Source organism: Vreelandella venusta, assembly GCF_007989605.1.
GTDB classification, from domain to species: domain Bacteria; phylum Pseudomonadota; class Gammaproteobacteria; order Pseudomonadales; family Halomonadaceae; genus Vreelandella; species Vreelandella venusta.
Genome location: NZ_BJUL01000001.1, coordinates 88,919 through 109,416, shown reverse-complemented (window position 1 = coordinate 109,416; position 20,498 = coordinate 88,919). Strand labels below are relative to the sequence as shown.

At 53.2% G+C, this 20,498-nt stretch carries 16 protein-coding genes; 10 read left to right on the top strand and 6 right to left on the bottom strand.

What is annotated here, in order from left to right; translation table 11 throughout:
- The first annotated feature begins 124 nt into the window (after nt 1-124).
- From HVE01_RS00505 to HVE01_RS00490, 4 genes are all read left to right on the top strand, one after another.
- The gene (locus tag HVE01_RS00505) at nt 125-811 is read left to right on the top strand and encodes a hypothetical protein (RefSeq protein WP_417863355.1); all 687 of its coding nucleotides are present in this window, start codon (nt 125-127) and stop codon (nt 809-811) included.
- Nucleotides 812-1,744 carry a LysO family transporter gene (locus tag HVE01_RS00500; RefSeq protein ID WP_146941800.1) on the top strand — a complete coding sequence of 311 codons (933 nt, stop codon included), beginning with the start codon at nt 812-814 and terminating at the stop codon, nt 1,742-1,744. It abuts the gene before it with no gap.
- Between the two features lie 79 nt (nt 1,745-1,823).
- Nucleotides 1,824-3,053, top strand: coding sequence for a nucleoside recognition domain-containing protein (locus HVE01_RS00495; RefSeq protein ID WP_146941798.1), 1,230 nt, complete (start codon nt 1,824-1,826; stop codon nt 3,051-3,053).
- Nucleotides 3,054-3,171: 118 nt separating this feature from the next.
- Nucleotides 3,172-4,404, top strand: coding sequence for a DUF3422 domain-containing protein (locus tag HVE01_RS00490; RefSeq protein ID WP_146941796.1), 1,233 nt, complete (start codon nt 3,172-3,174; stop codon nt 4,402-4,404).
- Between the two features lie 11 nt (nt 4,405-4,415).
- Here the strand turns inward: HVE01_RS00490 and HVE01_RS00485 are convergent, their stop codons facing one another.
- From HVE01_RS00485 to HVE01_RS00475, 3 genes are all read right to left on the bottom strand, one after another.
- The gene (locus HVE01_RS00485; RefSeq protein WP_146941794.1) at nt 4,416-5,423 is read right to left on the bottom strand and encodes an asparaginase domain-containing protein; all 1,008 of its coding nucleotides are present in this window, start codon (nt 5,421-5,423) and stop codon (nt 4,416-4,418) included.
- A gap of 39 nt (nt 5,424-5,462) precedes the next feature.
- The gene (locus tag HVE01_RS00480) at nt 5,463-6,926 is read right to left on the bottom strand and encodes an alanine/glycine:cation symporter family protein (RefSeq protein WP_125751027.1); all 1,464 of its coding nucleotides are present in this window, start codon (nt 6,924-6,926) and stop codon (nt 5,463-5,465) included.
- Nucleotides 6,927-7,111: 185 nt separating this feature from the next.
- Nucleotides 7,112-7,327: a DUF2798 domain-containing protein gene (locus tag HVE01_RS00475; RefSeq protein ID WP_125751030.1), complete on the bottom strand. Its 216-nt coding sequence runs from the start codon at nt 7,325-7,327 to the stop codon at nt 7,112-7,114.
- 100 nt (nt 7,328-7,427) lie between these two features.
- Between HVE01_RS00475 and HVE01_RS00470 the strand changes: the two genes are divergently transcribed.
- Nucleotides 7,428-8,330 carry a LysR family transcriptional regulator gene (locus HVE01_RS00470; protein WP_146941792.1) on the top strand — a complete coding sequence of 301 codons (903 nt, stop codon included), beginning with the start codon at nt 7,428-7,430 and terminating at the stop codon, nt 8,328-8,330.
- Between the two features lie 87 nt (nt 8,331-8,417).
- On the opposite strand, the gene HVE01_RS00465 is transcribed toward HVE01_RS00470, so the two are convergent.
- A complete protein-coding gene (locus HVE01_RS00465) occupies nt 8,418-10,601 on the bottom strand; it encodes an OsmC domain/YcaO domain-containing protein (RefSeq protein ID WP_146941790.1) in 2,184 nt (727 codons plus the stop codon).
- A gap of 180 nt (nt 10,602-10,781) precedes the next feature.
- Nucleotides 10,782-11,423, bottom strand: a complete 642-nt coding sequence (locus HVE01_RS00460) for a TetR/AcrR family transcriptional regulator (protein WP_125751040.1) — start codon at nt 11,421-11,423, stop codon at nt 10,782-10,784.
- Between the two features lie 231 nt (nt 11,424-11,654).
- Between HVE01_RS00460 and fabF the strand changes: the two genes are divergently transcribed.
- Together fabF and HVE01_RS00450 are read left to right on the top strand one after the other, a co-directional pair.
- Complete coding sequence (gene fabF / locus HVE01_RS00455; protein WP_125751043.1) at nt 11,655-12,920, top strand: beta-ketoacyl-ACP synthase II; 1,266 nt, start codon at nt 11,655-11,657, stop codon at nt 12,918-12,920.
- Nucleotides 12,921-13,141: 221 nt separating this feature from the next.
- A complete protein-coding gene (locus HVE01_RS00450; protein ID WP_125751046.1) occupies nt 13,142-13,945 on the top strand; it encodes a helix-turn-helix domain-containing protein in 804 nt (267 codons plus the stop codon).
- On the opposite strand, the gene HVE01_RS00445 is transcribed toward HVE01_RS00450, so the two are convergent.
- Entirely contained in the window at nt 13,942-14,553 is a 612-nt protein-coding gene (locus HVE01_RS00445) for a TetR/AcrR family transcriptional regulator (RefSeq protein ID WP_125751049.1), read from the bottom strand. The two genes, HVE01_RS00450 and HVE01_RS00445, sit on opposite strands and share 4 nt — an antisense overlap.
- A 217-nt stretch (nt 14,554-14,770) precedes the next feature.
- Between HVE01_RS00445 and HVE01_RS00440 the strand changes: the two genes are divergently transcribed.
- Genes HVE01_RS00440 through HVE01_RS00430 form a run of 3 tightly spaced genes read left to right on the top strand, consistent with a single transcriptional unit; the run spans nt 14,771 to nt 20,492 of the window.
- The gene (locus tag HVE01_RS00440) at nt 14,771-15,973 is read left to right on the top strand and encodes an efflux RND transporter periplasmic adaptor subunit (protein WP_146941788.1); all 1,203 of its coding nucleotides are present in this window, start codon (nt 14,771-14,773) and stop codon (nt 15,971-15,973) included.
- Nucleotides 15,970-19,068, top strand: a complete 3,099-nt coding sequence (locus HVE01_RS00435; RefSeq protein ID WP_125751055.1) for an efflux RND transporter permease subunit — start codon at nt 15,970-15,972, stop codon at nt 19,066-19,068. The genes HVE01_RS00440 and HVE01_RS00435 overlap by 4 nt, the downstream gene beginning before the upstream one ends.
- Nucleotides 19,068-20,492, top strand: a complete 1,425-nt coding sequence (locus tag HVE01_RS00430) for an ATP-binding protein (protein ID WP_125751058.1) — start codon at nt 19,068-19,070, stop codon at nt 20,490-20,492. Before HVE01_RS00435 ends, HVE01_RS00430 begins: the two co-directional genes overlap by 1 nt.
- Nucleotides 20,493-20,498 lie beyond the last annotated feature (6 nt).

Below are 20,498 nucleotides of genomic sequence, written 5' to 3'. Positions count from 1 at the left end.
CGCACGCTATACTGCGCTGGGAACCAAGCGCCCGCTAAAGGCTCTTAGGAAAACACACGAGAAGGAGGAAGGGCCTTTGCGTTATGTTACAAAGAGCATCAGACACCCTAAGTCTGTGAGCACAGTGTTGGGCGCTTGTCTGTTTTCCCTGTGTGGGTTAGCAGCAGCAAATACTACTCAAGATGAGCAAACTCTGCAGGCTCCACACCCCTTCCAGGCCCAATACCGTTTAGAAATACGCGGCTGGCCCGGTGCAACCATCACCCATACGCTCAGCAATGAGGGGCTTCACTGGTTAAGCAATATGCATTTTGCTGTCGCGATTGCCCGAGGTGAGGAGCGTAGTCGCTTTTCGATAGACGATACCTCGACTCGCTCTTTGCTCTATAACAGCAGTTATTCGTTACTGGGTGTCGGCGACAGTTACCAGCTCAACGAAAGTGATATTAGCTCGCTTGATCGCCAGGCCGCGCTATTTGATCTTTCCCGACGAGCGGGTCATGAAGGCTGCATGGTAAGCACTCCCTGTGATATCGAGTTTGTTGATCATCGTGGACGTGATGAACACTTTCAGTACTATGTCGATCAGCAGAATATCAACGGGCCCAGCACCATTACCGTTCCCGCCGGTGAGTTCGAAGCCACCCGCGTCACGCTGATTGATAAAGAAAAACCCGACCGATATTTACACATTAATTTTCATCCAGATTGGCCAGGTCTGATCCTCTCGGCAGAATATCGAAAAGAGGGGCGTCGTCAGACTTACCTCGCCATGACTCAATTCAACCCCGCGGGGGGTAACGCACCTTAAATGCTTTCTGGATTACTGATTGTTTTATTGCCTCTCTTGTTAGGCTACTTAGTACGTGTTCGTGCTGCCCGTTTACTGAATCTCATCAACCGAGCCGTTAATGGCTCGGTTTATTTGATTCTATTATTTATGGGGATAAGTCTTGCAGGCCTTGAAAACCTGGGTAGCCAACTTTCAAGGTTAGGCGGCAACGCGCTGCTGCTGTTTAGCATTACGACGGTGTTCAACCTAGCTGCTCTATGGTGGTTATCGCGCCAAGTGGCGTTGAAAGCCGGTAATTCACCGGTAGTCAAGAACGCTCCTACTAGCAAGCTGGCTGCTATGCAGGGGTCACTCATGTTGGTAGGTGTGGTGGCCGCTGGCGTGGCATTTGGTTTGCTAATTGGCCCGATGATTGGTGAAACGCTGTTTACCGCCGCCGACTGGCTTGCCGAATGGGTGCTATACGCACTATTGGTACTGATTGGCTGCCAACTACGCAATTCTGGCATGCCACTTAAACAAATATTGTTGAATCGCCTGGGACTTGCCATCGCGGTTACCCTTGCGCTGAGTTCGCTGCTGGCTGGCTTATTAGCCGCCCCGCTTCTCTCGCTTAGCTGGAATGAAGGCTTAGCCATGGCATCTGGCTTTGGCTGGTATTCGCTTTCGGCTATTTTGATTGGCGATCAACTTGGCCCATTAATGGGCGGCGTGGCGTTTTTCAACGATCTAACGCGCGAACTGCTGGCATTTATTCTGATTCCGCTCGTTATCCACCGCCACACCGCGCTAGCCATTGGCTATGGCGGCGCAACGTCGATGGACTTTACCTTGCCGGTGATCCAGCAGCACGGCGGTGTGGCCTGTGTCCCGATTGCCGTGGTCAGCGGCTTTATCCTGTCACTACTCTCTCCTCCACTGATTCTGTTTTTTCTTTCGCTATCAGGTTAGCGATTGCAGGCAATCATTGGGTAGGATAAGCAGCGTTATAAAAATACAACTGCTTCACTGCCCAGGATGCCTACCCACTATGCTAAACGGAATTTGGTTAAGCTTTTTCATTGCTGCGTTTGCAGCCTCTTTGTGGCAGTGGTTAGTCGGTGGCGATAGCGAGATTTTTGCTCGCTTAGTGCAGTCGCTGTTCGATATGGCAAGCGTCAGCGTAGATATTATTTTAGTGCTGCTAGGCACGATGACGCTTTGGTTAGGCTTTCTTTCAATTGCCGAAAAGGCCGGCATGATTCGCTTACTAGGCCGCGTGCTTGACCCACTGTTTTCCCGCCTAATGCCAGAAGTGCCCCGGGGCCACCCTGCCATGGGGCTAATTAGCATGAACTTTGCGGCTAATATTCTAGGCTTAGATAACGCTGCGACACCGATTGGCATTAAAGCCATGCAATCGCTGCAAAGTCTCAACCCGAGCCGCGATACCGCCAGCAACGCACAAATCCTGTTTTTAGTACTCAATACCTCATCACTGACGCTGCTACCTGTCACGATCTTCATTTATCGTGCTCAGCAAGGCGCGGCCGAGCCAACCTTGGTCTTTCTGCCGATTCTGCTGGCTACCAGCGCCTCCAGCCTGGCAGGGCTACTTGCGGTTGCACTTGTGCAACGCTTAAAGCTCTGGCAACCCGTGGTGCTGGCCTATTTGGTCGCCGCAGCGCTTGCCTTGGGATTATTAATTACTACGCTGGCGGGCATGTCGGCCCAGGCATTGGCGGCTGCTTCAACACTGGTGGGTAACCTCACGTTATTCACTATTGTCATGATGTTTTTAGTGGTCGGCGCACTGCGTGGTGTCAGGGTGTATGACGCCTTTATTGAAGGAGCAAAAGAAGGTGTCAGTTTTACCGTCACCCTGCTGCCGTATCTTATTGCCATGCTGGTGGCGGTTGGCGTACTGCGTGCCAGCGGCGTTCTGGACGCAGGGCTCAGTGGCATTCGCTGGTTAGTGGAAGGGATTGGTTGGGACACTCGCTTTGTAGATGCGCTGCCTACCGCCTTTGTAAAACCGCTTTCTGGTAGCGGCTCGCGGGCCATGATGATTGAGACAATGAACAACTTTGGCGTCGATAGCTTTCCTGGCCTGCTGGCCGCCACCCTGCAAGGCAGCACCGAGACGACCTTCTACGTGCTAGCGGTCTATTTTGGCGCGGTCGGCGTTACCCGTATTCGCCATGGTCTGGGCTGTGCACTCATCGCTGACGCTGCGGGCATTATTACTGCCATCACTGTCTGCTATTGGTTCTTTGGCTAACGCCGCTTGGCAACTCGGTTAGCCAACAAACTGGTTATTCATAACAACATTCGTCACAACGCTCTTAACGACACTCTTTACAACACTTGTAACAACAATAGATCAGGTAATTTGTTTCATGCATGCTCAACACACGGCATTACATAACGAGCTTCACGCGCGGCCTCCCATCTATTTTGAAGGGCCTGCTTGTCTTCATCACTACGCTTTTACGCTTGAAGGCGATGACGTTACGACGTTGCTTAATCGCCTAGCAGAGCTGACAGAGGTCACTGTCACGCCCGACCAGGTGCAGCAAATAGTCAGTTGCCAGGGTTGCTTAGTAAAGTGGGAGCGGCACACCGAGTTTTTTACGCTGACCATTAAGCACGACAACAACAGCAACCCTCGCATTTGGCCAACACCACCTACTTTTTTAGCCCGTTTGCTCGCGGATGTTGCCGATAAAATAATCAGCGCCAGCGTATTACGCGTGGAAACGGCTAATCGATGGGCAGGTAGCGTGGAGGCCTATGGATTAGATCAGCCAGCGGGTTCACAGGTAGGCGGCGGAGATGCCACGGTTTGGAGCGACTTCAACCTGGATGATCAGCAAAGAAACCGATTGCTAATGGTTAACGATAATCTGGATAGCTATCGACTAGGCAGGATGGCAAGACGCTTATTTGATATTGAGACTTACCGCATAATGGCAATGCTGGCGCTACCGGAAGCCAAAGCACTCAGCCGTGAGCTACAACACTATGAAACGGAGCTGTCTGCGCTCTCTCACCAACACGCCGAACAGCACACCTCTCCAGCCGAACCGCTGCTCAACGCCTTAACACTGCTCTCGGCAAAACTCGAACGCTGCGGTGTACAAACACGCCAACGCTTTAGCGCGACCGATGCCTATGCCAGCATCGTGTTGGCACGCATCAATGAGCTGCGCGAGGAGCGTATCGGTAATTATCCTCGGCTGGGCATGTTTATTTTGCGGCGGTTTGAACCGGCCGTGCGCTACTGCGATGCCATGAATCGCCGCGTAGAAACGCTGGCCACCAGCGCCACACGCTTAAACGACTTGTTGCGTACCCGCACCCAGGTCGAAATCGAGAGGCAAAACTACAAAATTTTGCAGAGCTTAGATGCCCGCGCAAGCAGCCAGCTCAAAATCCAAAAGGCCGTTGAAGGCCTCTCGATCATCGTCATCAGCTACTACATTTTCAGCTTAATGAAACTAGGGCTGGAAAGCTTAAGAGCGCTAGGTGTCGATATCGAACCCAACCTTGCCGCTTCCGTCATAGCGCCACTGAGTACGCTGATTATCGCGATCCTAACCTGGCGGATTTGGAAGGTTAAAAAGCACTAGAGGGCAAGATACTAGCTGCACTCACCTCGTAATGAGCCGCTAAGCGCCCTGCGCAGCGCAGAGCCGCTCATCCCACGACCTAGCAGCACTGTGAGCTTTGCAACGGCGGCTTCTAACGTGATGTCGCCTCCCGCAATCACACCGGCTTGGTTCAGCGCCGCGCCGGTGGCATAAGCTCCCTGTACGACTTCCCCTTGGGCGCACTGAGTCACGTTAAGCAGTGCGACCCCTCGTTCATTTGCCGCCGTTAACGCCGTTAACAGCTGGCCTTCAAAACTAGGCGGGTTGCCCACGCCGTAGCTATGCAGAATCAAGCCTTTTAAGCGCTCATCGGCCAGCAGCTCCTTGGCGCGGCGCAGCGACATACCAGGATAGAGAGGCAATATTGCGACTGCATCATCATCCATCTCAATGGGGGCAAAGTCAGGCCGCCCACTCAGCAATGCAGAGGGCTGTGGGTAAGATATGGCAATGCCCAGCTCGGCAAGCCAGGGAAAATTAGGAGAGTCAAAGGCATCTAACCCCTGAGTGCGTACCTTGCGAGCGCGATTACCGCGCAGCAGTCGATCATGAAAGGCCAGACTTACCTCACAAGGTGTTGCAGGGTGAGCCACCAGTTGCAGTGCACTGACAAGATTATTCAGTGCATCGCTACGGGGCTCCCCCAAAGGAATTTGGGCGCCGGTGAAAATCACCGGCTTGTCTAGCGCGCCAAGCATAAACGACAGCGCAGCGGCGCTATACGCCATGGTGTCGGTTCCGTGTAGCACTACAAACCCATCGTATGTTTGCCAGTGGCTTGCTAACAGTGCCACTAAACGGTTCCAGGCATCGGGCATTAGCTCAGCGCTATCAATCAGCGGCTGCATTTCCAGTACATCAAACGCTGGCAACCTGTCGTCGGCCAGCGCCATGCATGCGCTTAAACGTTCGGCCAGCCCCGCGCAAGGCACATACCCATGTGGTGATGGCTGCATACCGATGGTACCGCCGGTGTAGAGCATGAGTACGCGGGACATAGTCTCTCCTTATCGAATAGCGTTAGTACATGTGCAGGCTTACTTAGCAGGCGCGCTTGCCAAGCGCTGCTTTAACGCCTCAGCCTCTTTAGGCTCTAGCTCCCACGCCTTCGGGTCCAGCTCAAGATCCGGATGTTGACTGGCATCGAAGATCGGCCGCTTGATACCTTGGCGACGCTGGTTATCGTAATCATTAAGGATGCGCAGGCCGCACTTGAACAACAGAATCAGCGCCACTAAGTTGACCACGGCCAATAGCCCCATAGTGACATCGGCAAAGCCGAACACAGTGCCAAGATCTGTGGTCGCGCCCCAGCACACCAGCAATACAATGGCGACCCGGAAAGCGTTAAACAGATTCTGGTTGTCGCGGCTAAAGAAGTTGAGGCTGTTCTCACCCAGGTAGTAGTTGTACAAAATAGTACTGAACGCAAACAGCAGCAGCGCGAGGCTAACAAAGGTGCGCCCCCATTCGCCTACATGGTCGGCTAGCGCCGCCTGGGTAAGAGCGATACCTTCAACGCCAGCGCCTGCCGCTGGGTCATATACACCGCTGAGTAGAATCAAAAATGCCGTGGCAGAGCAGATAATCACGGTATCGATAAACACCGAAAATGCCTGCACAATGCCTTGGTTGGCCGGGTGCGGCACGTAAGCAACTGCCGCTACATTAGGCGCACTGCCCAGACCCGCTTCGTTAGAAAACAGGCCACGCTTCAACCCCATCATAATGGCCGCACCAATACCGCCACCAATTAGCGGTTCAAGGCCGAAAGCACTTTTTATGATTAGCGTAATAACACCGGGAATTTCATTAATGTTCATGGCGATGACCAGCAGCGCAATGGCGATATAGCTGACCGCCATAAAAGGCACCAGAAACTCTGAGATGCGCGCAATACGTTTGATGCCACCAAAAATAATCAGCCCGACCAGCATCGCCAGGGCAATGCCACTGTAAAGCACCGGTACACCGAAGGCGTCGCCAAATGAAGTCGCTACCGCATAAGACTGCAGCGCGGTAAAGGCAAAACCAAAGGTTAGCAGCAATAGCACCGAGTAAAACGCTGCCAGCCAGCGCCACTGCTTGCCTAGCCCTTTAACAATGTAATACGCCGGGCCACCGCGATAAGTGCCATCACCTTCCGCTTCTTTGTAGGTTTGCGCCAAAGTACATTCTAAAAAGCTAGTCGCCATTCCCATCAGGCCCACCAGCCACATCCAGAAAATAGCCCCCGGGCCACCTAGCGTGATCGCGACCGCTACACCGGCAATATTACCGCCGCCGACGCGCCCCGCCACGGACAGGACAAGTGCCTGAAACGAACTTAAGTGGCCGTGTTTATTACGCTTAAAAGCCTGACCCGACCCCAAAATACGAAACATTTGGCCGAAATAACGAAACTGCACAAAGCGAGAAGCAACGGTAAAACCGATACCAACGCCTACCAGCAGCACTAGCAGTATCTTTCCCCAGAGGAGCTCATTGAGCATATCAAGCATGTGATGTTCTCCGCGTTCTTGTATTAGCGTTATGTTGGAATTCGCGTCGTTTTAGGTCGCGCTTCTTAAAACCGCGCCGCGGAGAACGTTTTACCAAGCATGGGGAAGAATTAAATTTGGCGCAGCGGTGCAGTTGTGTGCACTGACTGCACCAACCACTGCACCAGAGTGCATCAGTGAACTTATTAAATTTTCTCGGCAATACGGTGGGCTAATTTATGCATAAAGGGGCCGCAGATAAACGCGATAATCCCAGCGGCTGGCCAAGCAAGCAGCCAAGCGTGCATCCAGATGCCCACAAAATCAGCACGCGTTCCAATATTCACGTACGTCACCCAAGCGGACATAATCAGCGATAGCGTAAACGACATGAGAATAGCGAAGATAATTCTGTGTTTCATGGCAGTACCTAAGGGTGATGTTTGAGTGCAAACAGACTAACAAACACCTATAACGGTAATATATGCCAATATATGAGAATCAATTTTACAGAATTGCAAAATGCAAAAACCCTCTCTTGATGACCTAAATATCTTTATCGTGGCCGCTAACCAACGCAGCCTCACGGCTACGGCAGCAACGTTAAAGATGACCATTGCCACTGTGTCGCGGCGCATAAGCGCACTAGAAGCCACACTCGGCGTAGAGTTGCTCTATCGTTCAACCAAGGGGTTAACGTTGACGCCTCAGGGTGAGTCCTACTTCCGCGAATGTGAGGAGTTAGTACTCGCACTGGATCAGCGAATTTCAGACCTAGATCAAACACTGCATAGCCTGAGTGGGCCATTGAAGGTTATGGCGCCCGTCAATCTGGGCAGCGGGCCACTAGATGCGTTTTGGCGTCACTTTATTGACCGCTACCCTGAGATTGCGCTGACAATCGAACTCGATAACAATGTGGTGGATATTCGCGACCATCAGGCGGATATTGCGCTTCGCTCTGGACCACAAAAAGACTCGACGCTGATTCAAAAACACCTGGGCTATATAGAGCCGATTTTGGTGGCTTCATCATCGATGAAGCATCCTCTTCCGAGCACCATTAAAGAACTACAGGCATGTCCCAGCGTGGCGGCAAAGATGTTTAGCGACTGGCAGTTGTTCCATCAAGACGGCAGCCAGTGCGCTTGCCACAAGAGCCATTTTCATATCAGTAACGATATGAATATTGTGCTGAACCTCACAATATCGGGAGCAGGCGTCTCCTTGATGCCCGCCAGTATGGTGGCGAACAGCTTACAAGCGGGCGAGCTAATACGAGTGCTTCCTGAGTGGCGGGGACGCCACCGTGAGATCTTCTTAGTATGGCCTTACCGGCGTAGCCTTTCAGCAAGGGCCAAGCTGTTTCGCCACGAGTTAATCGAATTCCTCAGCCACCAATCTTGGTTCCACTCTGCTGATTAGACCGTCTGTTCGGGCAAAATAGCGACCTGCTCTGCTGGCGCCGTAACACCAGCAAAACAGTTAACTAGCAGCGCGTTTGGGGAATGTTTAAACCCCTGCTTTCGCCGCTCGTGCCGCATGAAGCTTCTTATAGCTTTCGATCAAGCGCTGGTGGCGCTCCAGACCTTCTAACTGCATGTTAGTCGGCGTTAAGCCATGGAAGCGTACTTCGCCACTCACCGACCCCACAACAGCCGCCATGGTCGCTTCACCAAACATGCGCTGGAAATTGGGTAGGTAATCGTCGAGCTCTAGCTCATCATCCAGGGTAATCTCTAACACCGCGTTTACCGCCTGATAGAACAGGCCGCGCTCAACGGTATTATCATTGTACTGCAGGAACATCTGCACGCAGTCCAGTGCCTCTTCATGGCGTTGCAGCGCAAGGTAAACCAGCAGCTTCAGCTCTAGGATCGTTAGCTGCCCCCACACCGTGTTCTCATCAAACTCGATACCGATCAGCGTGATGATATCGGCGTGGTCATCCATCTGGCTCTCTTCCAGCCGCTCAACCAGATCGGTAAGCTGAGCGTCATCCAAGCGATGCAGATTGAGAATATCTTCGCGGTAATCCAACGCTTTATTAGTGTTATCCCAGATTAAGTCTTCAATGGGATACACCTCTGAGTAACCCGGCACCAGAATGCGACAGACGGGTGCGCCCAGGTCTTCGTGGACCGCCATATACACTTCCGCGCCCAGCTCCTCAAAAATGCCAAACAGCGTCGCGGCCTCTTCCTCATTACTGCCAGAGAAATCCCATTCGCTGAATTCAAAATCGGGCTTGGCACTAAAGAAGCGCCAGGAAACGACGCCCACCGAATCGATAAAGTGCTCAACGAAGTTGTTGGGTTCAGATACGGTTTGCGAGTTAAACGTCGGCAGCGGCAGATCATTCAAGCCCTCAAAGCTACGGCCCTGGAGCAACTCGGTCAGGCTACGCTCCAGCGCCACTTCAAAGCTCGGGTGCGCACCAAACGAAGCAAATACACCGCCGGTACGCGGGTTCATTAAGGTAACGCACATCACCGGGAACTGCCCGCCCATAGAGGCATCTTTGACCAACACCGGAAACCCTTGGGCTTCCAGGGCGTTAATACCTTCTACGATACTTGGATACTTGGCTAACACGTCCTGCGGTACATCCGGCAGAGCTAATTCTTGCTCGAGGATCTCACGCTTCACCGCCCGCTCGAAAATTTCCGACAGGCACTGCACCTGGGCTTCTACCAAGGTATTACCCGCGCTCATGCCGTTACTCAGGAACAGGTTTTCGATCAGATTGGAGGGAAAGTAGACCGTTTCACCGTCGGACTGACGCACAAACGGAAGCGATACAATCCCCCTATCTTCGCGACCAGAATTGGTATCGATCAGATGTGAGCCACACAGCTCGCCTTCAGGGTTGTAAATATCGCGACAATGGTCGTCGAGAATTTCGGCGGGAAGTTCATCGTTTGGCCCCGGCTGAAACCACTTCTCATTGGGGTAGTGAACAAAATCGCTGTTGGCAATCTCTTCACCAAAGTACTGATCGTTATAGAAGAAGTTACAGCTTAAGCGCTCAATAAATTCGCCCAGCGCCGAGCATAGTGCGCTCTCTTTGGTAGCTCCTTTGCCGTTGGTAAAACACATTGGCGAAGCCGCATCGCGAATATGCAACGACCAAACATGGGGCACGATATTGCGCCAGGAGGCGATCTCGATCTTCATGCCCAGGTCAGCCAGCATCGCGCTCATATTGGCAATGGTTTGCTCTAACGGCAGATCTTTACCTGGAATATAAGTAGCACTGCCCTCCGGCGCTCCCATCAGCAGTGCCTGGGCGTCTTCATCGATGTTTTCTACCGTTTCGATCTGGAAATCAGGGCCGGTTTGAACCACCTTCTTAACCGTGCAGCGATCGATGGAGCGCAGAATACCTTGGCGATCTTTTTCAGAAATATCTTCCGGCAACTCGACCTGGATTTTGAAAATCTGCTTATAGCGGTCTTCTGGGTCGACGATATTGTTCTGTGACAGGCGAATATTTTCGGTAGGAATATCGCGGGCGTTGCAGTAAACCTTTACAAAGTAGGCCGCACACATGGCAGACGACGCCAGGAAGTAGTCAAACGGCCCCGGTGCCGAGCCGTCGCCTTTGTAGCGAATCGGCTGGTCGGAGATAACCGTAAAATCGTCGAACTTGGCCTCTAAGCGGAGGTTGTCGAGATAGTTAACTTTGATTTCCATGAGCGGGCATCCGGATAGATAAATGTGCTGAAGGTCTTGGGGCCATAGGCTGATGGCGGCCATTATCCAGTTTTTTACCCGCTTCGTCTTGGGCAGTCTGCCGAATCACTCATTCAACGCCGATTAAGAACACTAACGCGTCAAACAACATATCGAGACTCTCTTCAGTCGACGGCCGAACTACTGTGCTTGCATCATACGCTCCGCCTCAGCTTCGCTGACCCCGAGCATTAGTAAAATTTGACGTTGCGTGGCTAACAACACCTGCTTACGTTCCATCTCCTCCGGCAAGCTTTTGGCAATCGCGACAGCCCCTACCAGAGAGGCCAATATGACCCTGGATTTATCAGCAATTAACTTGCGGTCATTGGCAAGGGGGAGTTGTTTCAGCTTACTCAACGCTATCAGCCGTGTTTCAAGCATCTTTTTCATGCTCATATATGACGCTTCAAACATAGTGCGAATTTCTGCTTTTTCACTACCTATTTCATTGAACAGTACCGCTTCAGGCCCGGGCCTATGCTTAGCTTCCAGCTCTTGAAGATTGCAGTAGTTCGCAACTAATTCGGTTAAGTGCTGCAACGAAAGCGGGCCTTTTACCAGCCTAGCCGCCCGACTGTTATCAAGGGTCAAGCGAATAGACTCATGGTACAGGGCCTCTTTCGACGCAAAATGCGCATAAAAGGCACCATGCGTCATCTTAGCGAGTTTCATGATCTGGCCAATCGACACCTTATGAAAGCCATTACGGCTAAATAGCTCCGTCGCCGAAGCCAAAATGCGCTCTTTGGTTTTCGATTTATGGCTCTTGGGATAAGGCATACCTACCTCGTCATACGTCAGCTAGGGTTTGTACGAAAAGTCGGCGAGCGAAGACTAGACAAGGCAAAAATCAACGAGAAAGCGGAATTTACGCGGTGTAAATGAGCATTTCGAGGTGATTTTTAACGCAGTATTGTCAAGCACAGGCAGTTTTCGAACAAAGCTTAAATATTATCTTGATCATATATTGGCCGTTGCTAGGGTGACCCTATCAATAACTCAGGAGTCACTATGCACTCAACTATCGTGATTACCGGCATGGGTATGGTCAGCCCACTGGGCAACAGCGTCAATACAACTTGGCAGCGTCTGATTAATGGACAGTCAGGCATCAGCACCATTGACCGCTTTGACACAAGCAGTATCCCGATCAAAATTGCCGGGGTGGTGCCGAGCATTGACCAAGACCCCAGCGGCGGTATTGACCTGAATGAGATAGCCGACCCCAAAGAGCAGCGCAAAATGGACTTGTTCAGCCTCTACGCATTGGCGGCAGCCAAAGAGGCGCTGTCACAGGCCAACTGGTTCCCCGTTGAGCAAGCCCAACAACGCCGAACGGCCACCATTATTGGCTCTGGCATTGGCGGCTTCCCGACCATTACACAAGCTCACAGAACCCTTGTTGAGCGCGGCTATCGCAAACTTTCCCCCTTCACGGTGCCCGCCTTTCTGGCCAATTTGGCTGCTGGTAACCTGTCCATCCGTTATGGCTTTCAAGGCCCTCTTGGTTGCCCGGTGACGGCTTGCGCGGCTGGCCTACAGGCGATTGGTGATGGTATGCGCATAATACGCAGCGGAGAAGCCGATGTTGCCCTCGTCGGCGGCGCAGAGGCGTGTATTGACCCGCTATCACTTGCCAGCTTTAACGCCCTAAAGGCCCTTTCCACAGAAGCAGACAACCCTGAACACGCGTCCAGACCCTTTGATAAAGCCCGTAACGGTTTTGTGATGGGAGAAGGCGCTGGCGTTATGGTGATCGAAACACTTGAGCATGCGATCGCGCGGGGCGCAACGCCGTTAGCGATCATTAGCGGCTACGGCACCAGCGCAGACGCCTACCACCTGACGGCAGGCCCAAAGGATGGGGCCGGCGCAGCAGCCGCGATTCAAGCGGCGCTGGGCATGGCGAACCTTTCTACTGATGCTATTGATCATATCAATGCCCACGCCACATCGACGCCCGTTGGCGACCGAGCTGAAGTTGCCTCATTGCGTAACGTATTCGGTGAGCGTTTGCCTGCCATCCCTATTTCGGCAACGAAAGCCGCCACCGGGCATCTATTAGGCGCAGCAGGGGGCATTGAGAGTATTTTTTCTGTATTGGCAGTCAATAACCAGCAGCTTCCGCCCACCATCAATCTTGAGCACTGCGATGATGATATGCAGGATTTAACCTTCGTCACGGCACCCCATCAAAATCACGCCACTAAGCATGTATTGTGCAACGGGTTCGGTTTCGGTGGCGTCAATGCAGCGCTAATTATCAGCACTGTCTAGACGGTTTTAAGAGCCATCATTAGTACCGAGCGAAGCTGTATATTTTAGCTTTCGCTGGAGTGGGAGCGGCGCTGCGGGTGTCCATCACTTGGCCTCGCAAGATGCTAATTAAAATCGCACCTGATTGACGCAACGGCGCTGTTAGGTAGCTATTGCACTATGCAGAGCGAAGCGTCACATTAGCCGCACCGACGCTTACTGAGAACGCTGAAACCGCTCCCATGCATGATAATTTTGTGGCCAACCTACGCTTGCTGTGCAGCTACTACCCGTCTATTGCGGACGTTTGCCGCCGCTTATCCATTAACCGTGCTCAATTCAACCGCTACCTCAGCGGTCGCTATTACCCAAGCCATGCCGCGCTGCAGCGTATTTGCCACTTTTTTGGGGTAACGCCAGAAGATATTGCGCTGCCTCACCACGACTTCCGTGCGCTGGTGCAAACCGGCCAGCTTAATGCGGATACTTCACCGAATACCCTGCCCTGGCCTAATGCGTTGATTCAGCGGGGAAGCGAAGGTATGGAGCGTTATCTAGGTCGCTACTTCGAGCTTTACCACTCAATGTCGCGCCCTGGGCATTTGATGCGCACATTGGTGTGCCTAGAAGCCAGAGAAGGAGGTGTGGTGTACCAGCGCACCGAGCGTATGCAAGTCGCTCTGGGAAGGCGACCCTGTCATAACCGGTACGTAGGAACCGCCGTTAAACTTGCAGACCGGCTATTTTTGGTTGACCACGAGACCCTCAATGGCCATGAAATCACTCAAACTATTCTGTTTCCCAGCTTCCAAAGCCAAGTCACACGCTTAACTGGATTGAAAATGGGGGTGGCTGATAACAGTGAGCGCATGCCCTGTTGTGTGCGAGTGGTTTATCAGCGCTTAGATGAACAGATAAGTTTGCGGTCTGCGTTGGCTCAGTGCGGCCTGCTGTCACCGGACGACCCATCGCTAGATGAGTCACTACTGGCAGCCGTGCGCAATGACGTGGCTAGTGGAGAGCACCATTTTCGTGCACGTCACTAGCGGCTTGCTTCGCAAAGCGACGCTGATGGCACCAGCACATGGGCAAATAGAATCGACTCAAAGTGCTCCATGGGTGCGACTGACTTAAGCGTTTTGGCGCGCAATATAGCACCTTCCCATCCCGACAATATAAAACTAGCAAGGGCTTCAGGAACCATCGCCTTATCAATATCATTTTGATTTTGCGCTTCTTCCAGGCAGACGGCTAAACGCTTTTCCCAGCGCTGAAACACCAAGTTAAGTGCATCCCGGAAGGTGTCGCTCTGCCCCGAAAGCTCCTGACCCAGGTTACCAATCAAGCAGCCAGTGGTGTGGTCACAGTCCAACATATGCTCACGCCCTGTGGCAAAGTAACGCCGTATGCGCTCTAACGGCGGTAATGCAACGTCATCAAACAGTATTGCTAGGCGTTCATCATACTGATTGGCAAAGCGCTCGATTACCGCCAGCCCAAAATCTTCCTTGCTGGAAAAGTAGTGGTAAAACGATCCTTTAGGCACACCACAGGTTTTTAAAACGGCATTAATACCCGTCGCATTGTAGCCCTGCTGGGCAATCAGCTCGGCACCGGTTTCAATTAACTTATCGCGAGTGGCGGTGTTTTTCATGACGTCACATTAACCAGTGAATTTAGTGCTTTGCAAAATAATAATGACAGGTATTGTAGGCCCGTCAGCAGTTAAACCGCACGATGCAGTGATGCTTAACGGGTTGCACACTATTTGCACATTACTTACCTAATCATTGCTTGCGTATCGGTGATGCTAGCATCATACGCCATTTTCTCTGGAATTTTCGCCCTTAGCCAACGGATGCCGCGCGGTAATGACCTCCCCTCACTTTCACGCCCCCTCTCAACAAGGCCGTATCGGTTTCGGCGCATTGGCAGCGCTATTGGTTTTCGTTGGCGGCTTAACCTTAGCTTGGTGGATTATCAGCCAGCCGCCTCGTGTTGAGCGCCGCCCGCCACCACCCGCAGCGCCCCCATTAGTGGATGTCATGACGGCTGAAGAGCGCCTGCAAGCGCCGATGCTTAACGGTTTTGGTCGAGTTGAAGCAGAAAAATCCACCATGTTAGCCAGTCGGGTGGCTGGTCAGCTAGAGCGCTTTGGCGAAGGCGTTCTTCCAGGTCAGGTCGTCGAACAAGGAGCGCCAGTTGCTTATATCGATCAGGCCGATTTACGTCTGATTCTAGAAGATGCCGAAGCGCAGTTGGCCAACGCGCAGGCACAGTTAGCACTAGAACAAGCGGAGCAACAGCGCGCCCGAAGTGAGTATGAATCGTTTGGCCGCCAACTCAGTGCTGAACGCCGTGCATTGGTGCTCCGTGAACCACAGCTACGCCAAGCTCAAGCGCAATTAACGCAAGCACGCGTGGTGCGAGACCAAGCGGCGCTTAATCTTGAGCGTGCCACGTTAGCTGCCCCTTGGCGAGCGATGGTGCAAGATCGTTTGGTTGGTGCAGGGACCCTGTTAAGCCAGGGTACTGAAGTACTCAGCTTGGTCGGCGTCGAACAGTTTTGGGTTCGCGCTTCGTTGCCGGGGGACATGTTGGGTTGGCTAACGCCAGGCAGTCGCGTCACGCTTACCAGCCAAGGCTGGCCGGAAGGCGCAAGCAGAGAAGGTAAGTTAATTTCTATTCTGCCAAACCTGGAAGAGAACGGCTTACAGGCGCAGCTTTTGATCGCCGTTAATGACCCGCTGTCGCTTGAGCAAGATGGCCCTGCGCTGCGTCTTGGCGATGTGCTTCGTGTTGCCTTTCATAGCACAACCCAGGAGCCGCTCATCGCCCTGCCCTCTGCCGCACTGCGTCCCGGCGAGCAGGTGTGGTGGGTAGACGATGAAGATCGCCTACGCAGCACCCATGTCACCCTAGCCTACCGCGGGCAGGAAACGGCGCTGGTACGCAGCGGTTTAGCCCCCGGACAACGGGTGGTTATTGCCGGTTTGGCGCAACCCCGCGAAGGCCAACAAGTCCGCATTCGCCAGCGTGGAGATACCCCAGCTAGCGATGAGGAAAGCCCATGATTCGCCGTGGCCCACTCGCCTGGATGGTCGACCATGGCGTTGCCCCTAACCTGATGATGGTGCTGTTTATCGTCGGCGGTTTAATGGCATCCTTGGCCATCAAGAAAGAGGTTTTCCCGGAATTTGAAACGGAAATCATCCAAGTTAGCATCAGCTATCCCGGTGCCACACCGGAAGATGTTGAGCAAAGTTTGCTGCTCCCGGTTGAAGCTGCCATTGCCGACGTAGAAGGCATCGATGAATTAACCGCCAGCGCTGGCGAAGGTAGCGGCGTGGTTAGCGCCACGCTGATCGATGGCGTTGACGTGATGCGAGCCTATCAGGATATCCAGCAAGCCGTGAATGCCATCACCACCTTGCCTAACGCTGCGGATCCACCACGTTTTACCCTCTCTGGCCGCTCTCGTAGCGTGGTGAGCCTACAAGTGTATGGCTCGGTTGGCTTAGCTGCACTCCATGACGCCGCGGAGGATGTCCGCGCAGAACTGCAGGCCACTAGCGGTATTTCCCGAGCAGAACTCTCCGGCAACCGGGAACGTGAAATCCAGGTGCTGTTGGATGAAGAAGCTATTGAGCGCTTTGGCTTAGACCATCAACAGCTTGCTAGCCGTATTGCTGAAGAAGCGCTCGACCTCGCCAGTGGCCAGCTCACTACCGCCGAAGGCGAGTGGTTGATTCGCTACCAGGGACGCCGCAACAGTGCGGATGAGTTTGCCGCACTGCCCATTCTCACCACCGCCCAAGGTTCACCCGTTGTGTTAGGCGATATTGCTCGCGTAAGCGAAGGATTTGCTGAGACCGACCGCGAGGAGTTCTACAACGGCGAACAGGGCTTATCGGTGGATATCTATCAGATTGGCGATCAAACGCCGACGAGTATCTCAAAAGCCGTATACGGAGAGCTGGAGCGGCTGCGCGAAAATCTGCCCAACGGAATACGCCTGGATGTTTCCAGAGATAGCTCAGAAATCTATGAAGACCGCCTAAATCTGCTGCTAAAGAACGCCTGGATGGGCTTGGCACTGGTGCTAATTCTTATGGCACTGTTTCTTGAGGCACGACTGGCCTTCTGGGTAACGCTAGGTATTCCGACGGCATTTTTGGGTGCGATGCTATTTCTGCCCTGGATTGGCGTCTCACTCAATATGATGTCAATGTTCGCCTTTATTATCGCCCTTGGTATCGTCGTGGACGATGCCATTATGGTCGGTGAAAATATTTACAGCTACCGGGAACAGGGCTATTCATTACGCGATGCCGCGGTGAAAGGTGCTCAAGAAATCGCTACCCCGCTAACCTTTGCGATTCTGTCTAATATTGTTGCGTTCCTGCCACTCCTGTTTTTACCCGGCTTTTTAGGGCTTATTTTTGCTACCGTGCCTGTGGTTGTTATCACGGTATTTCTTATTTCCCTGGTGGAAGCTCTATTTATACTGCCTGCCCACCTCGCCCACGCCAGCAAACCTCGCAAAACACCGGCCTGGCAGCGCCCTATAGAAGCCATTCGGCTACGTATGCAAAAGGGCTTACACCACTTTACTTACCAGCAGTTTGAACCATTTTTACAGCGGGCGCTTACCCAACGCTTGCTAACGGTATCCCTAGGCGTCGCTTTACTATGCGTTGCGCTTGCCTGGGCAATGAGCGGTAGGCTTGGCTTTTCACTTATGCCCAGGGTGGAATCGGACCAAGTTCAGGCCAGCGTTACCCTGCCGATTGGCAGCAACATAAGCGTTAGCCGCGAGCTAAGCCAACAATTGCTCAATGCCGCCGAGCAACTTAGCGAGCGCGAGGCAACCCTCAGCTTTAGCAGTACCCGCAGCAGCCTGGATGGTGAGAGCCTGCAAGTGCGCCTGGATATCGCCAGAGAAAGTTTAGATGCTTGGCCTCCATCTCGAATTGCTCAGGAGTGGCGTGACTTAACCGGCGACTTAGTCGGCGCGCAATCAGTGCGCTTTGAGTCCGACTTCGGAGGCCCCGGTAGCGGCGCAGCGCTAAGCCTGCGTTTATCCCACCCAAATACCCAAGTGTTGGAAGCGGCTGCTGCGCAGTTGGCTGAACAACTGGCTGAATATGGGTTAACCGATATCGACAGCGGATTGGGAGACGGCAAACCGCAGCTCGAAATGCGCCTATCTGCCGAAGGACGCGCGTTAGGGCTAACAGGCAGCGACCTAGCCCAGGCGCTACGCGGCCCGCTTCAGGGTGCTACTGCCGTAGAGCAGTTTATTGGCCGTCGAGAAGTCAGCGTTGAGGTACGCCTGCCAGAGCAAGATCGCGATAGCCTTAATGAGCTTTATCGGCTGCCGATCCGGACCCCCGACGGCCTGAGCGTTCCGCTGTCACGCGTGGCAGACATTACGTTAAGCCAAGCTTCCAGCAGTCTTCAGCGTATCGATGGTCGGCGAATCATTACAGTGACCGCAGACTCGGAAGGCGACCAAGCAATTAACCAGGTGCTCGCCACGCTACAAGAGGATGTTTTCCCCACGCTTAGCAATACCTGGGCAGGGCTTGAAGTCAGCATGGGCGGTCGGCAACAAGATACTGCTGACAATTTAGCCACGTTACGCAACGCCATGTGGTTAATGCTGGCCGCGCTATATGCATTGTTGGCGATTCCTTTCCGTAGTTACTTTCAGCCACTGCTGGTACTAGCCGCTATTCCGTTTGGTATTGTCGGGGCCGTCGCGGGCCATATGCTAATGGGGTTCGGATTATCGATTATTAGCCTACTCGGTATGCTGGCTCTTTCAGGCGTGGTAATTAACGATGCCCTGGTACTGATTGATTATGCTAACCGTAAGCGTCGTGAGGGCATGGATGCTCGTGAAGCGATTGTCGCCGCGGCGACCCGCCGTCTACGGCCAATTATGATGACCACGCTCACCACGTTTTTAGGCTTGGCACCCATGATTCTAGAAACCTCTCGCCAAGCGCGCTTTATGATACCCATGGCTATTTCGCTAGGGTTTGGCATGCTATTCGCCACGGTTATCTTGTTACTGGTAGTGCCCTGCCTCTATTTGGGTTTAGAAAACCTGCGCGAACGACTCAGCAAACCACCCCAACCAAGCCATGAGGGCGCCAGCTAATGAAATTGTTCGCTTCGCTACGCCAGTGGCGCCCTTCTCGGCTGGGTCTAAAGCTTTTTGTGGCGATTTTAAGCGTCAACGTAGCCATTGCAGCGAGCGTTTTTTTAGCAGTCACTTACAGCATTGATCGCGGCTTTTTAGAATATCTCAATCAAGCCCAAGAACGGCGCGCTAGGCTGCTGGCGGATGGGCTAATTACTCGCTGGGAAACCCAGCGCAGCTGGAAGTGGTTGGAGCAATCACCGGAACGTTGGCCCTATATTGTGCGCTTTGAGCTGGGCCAGGAGCACCGTGACCGCCCTTCCCCCTTGGGCGAAGCTCAGGACTTCGCTTTACGCAATAGCGACGGCCACTTCGTCGTTCCACCTGCTGAGCGCGCACGCGGCTCAAACGGTTGGCGGTGGCTCACCCTGTATAGCAACGTGGCCTCAAGCGGAAACAATGAGGCGATTGGCGAACTGGGGTTTCGTCCTCCACAAGACATGATGGAGCGCATGGAAAGTCGCTTTCTGGAGCGCCAGCAGCGCAACCTGGGGCTTATTGTTGTTTCTCTTGGGTTGGCATCGCTGTTACTGGCAGGAGGGCTTTCCTGGTGGCTAGGCCGACGCACCCGAGCTTTGGCAGGCGCAACGCTGCGCTTAACCGAAGGTGATTATCACACTCGGTTACCAGAACGCGGCAAAGATGAACTTTCCAGTTTGGCACGCGATTTCAACGTATTGGCGGCCACCCTAGAAGCTAGCCGTGACGCCAGAGCAAGATGGGTATCAGACACAGCGCACGAGCTACGTACCCCCTTGGCAGTGCTGCGTGGTGAAATCGAAGCGATGCAGGATGGGATTCGTCCGCTAAACCAGGAAAATCTTAGCTCACTTGCTCAGGAAGTGGCTCAACTGGAACGGTTGGTCACTGACTTAAGGCTGCTTTCGCAAAGTGATGCAGGCGCATTAGATATTCAGCTAGCGCCAATGAACCTTAGCGAAAGCTTGAAAGGCCGTTTATCCGATGCCGACCGCTGGCTAGAAGAGAGTGGCTTGGCACTGTCCAGCCAGCTTACCCCCGATATCATGATACAAGGGGATGCCCAACGCCTACGCCAGCTCTGGAATAACCTGCTGGATAACAGCTGCGCCTATACACAACCACCAGGAGAGCTACGGGTTTCATTAACCTGCGAGACTAACCATGCTGTGATTACTTGGGAAGACAGTTCCCCAGGCGTGCCTGAAAACGAGCTTTCACGCTTAACTGAACGCCTATACCGCGTGGAAGGCTCACGTAATCGCGCAAGTGGCGGCAGCGGGCTGGGGCTTTCCATTGCTAGCGCGTTAGTTAACGCCCATGGCGGAACACTGTCGCCTGGCACGTCTGAGCTAGGCGGCCTGAAATGGACGCTGCGCTTTCCGCTATTTATTGCCTGTTAATCTAAG

Bases quoted from the DNA above. Each gene is read 5' to 3' on its own strand.
- HVE01_RS00440 (WP_146941788.1), top strand. From the start codon at position 14,771: ATGACCTCCCCTCACTTTCACGCCCCCTCTCAACAAGGCCGTATCGGT.
- HVE01_RS00435 (WP_125751055.1), top strand. From the start codon at position 15,970: ATGATTCGCCGTGGCCCACTCGCCTGGATGGTCGACCATGGCGTTGCC.
- HVE01_RS00460 (WP_125751040.1), bottom strand. From the start codon at position 11,423: ATGCCTTATCCCAAGAGCCATAAATCGAAAACCAAAGAGCGCATTTTG.
- HVE01_RS00485 (WP_146941794.1), bottom strand. From the start codon at position 5,423: ATGTCCCGCGTACTCATGCTCTACACCGGCGGTACCATCGGTATGCAG.
- HVE01_RS00480 (WP_125751027.1), bottom strand. From the start codon at position 6,926: ATGCTTGATATGCTCAATGAGCTCCTCTGGGGAAAGATACTGCTAGTG.
- HVE01_RS00465 (WP_146941790.1), bottom strand. From the start codon at position 10,601: ATGGAAATCAAAGTTAACTATCTCGACAACCTCCGCTTAGAGGCCAAG.
- HVE01_RS00500 (WP_146941800.1), top strand. From the start codon at position 812: ATGCTTTCTGGATTACTGATTGTTTTATTGCCTCTCTTGTTAGGCTAC.
- HVE01_RS00445 (WP_125751049.1), bottom strand. From the start codon at position 14,553: ATGAAAAACACCGCCACTCGCGATAAGTTAATTGAAACCGGTGCCGAG.
- HVE01_RS00475 (WP_125751030.1), bottom strand. From the start codon at position 7,327: ATGAAACACAGAATTATCTTCGCTATTCTCATGTCGTTTACGCTATCG.
- HVE01_RS00490 (WP_146941796.1), top strand. From the start codon at position 3,172: ATGCATGCTCAACACACGGCATTACATAACGAGCTTCACGCGCGGCCT.
- fabF (WP_125751043.1), top strand. From the start codon at position 11,655: ATGCACTCAACTATCGTGATTACCGGCATGGGTATGGTCAGCCCACTG.
- HVE01_RS00450 (WP_125751046.1), top strand. From the start codon at position 13,142: ATGCATGATAATTTTGTGGCCAACCTACGCTTGCTGTGCAGCTACTAC.
- HVE01_RS00430 (WP_125751058.1), top strand. From the start codon at position 19,068: ATGAAATTGTTCGCTTCGCTACGCCAGTGGCGCCCTTCTCGGCTGGGT.
- HVE01_RS00470 (WP_146941792.1), top strand. From the start codon at position 7,428: ATGCAAAAACCCTCTCTTGATGACCTAAATATCTTTATCGTGGCCGCT.
- HVE01_RS00495 (WP_146941798.1), top strand. From the start codon at position 1,824: ATGCTAAACGGAATTTGGTTAAGCTTTTTCATTGCTGCGTTTGCAGCC.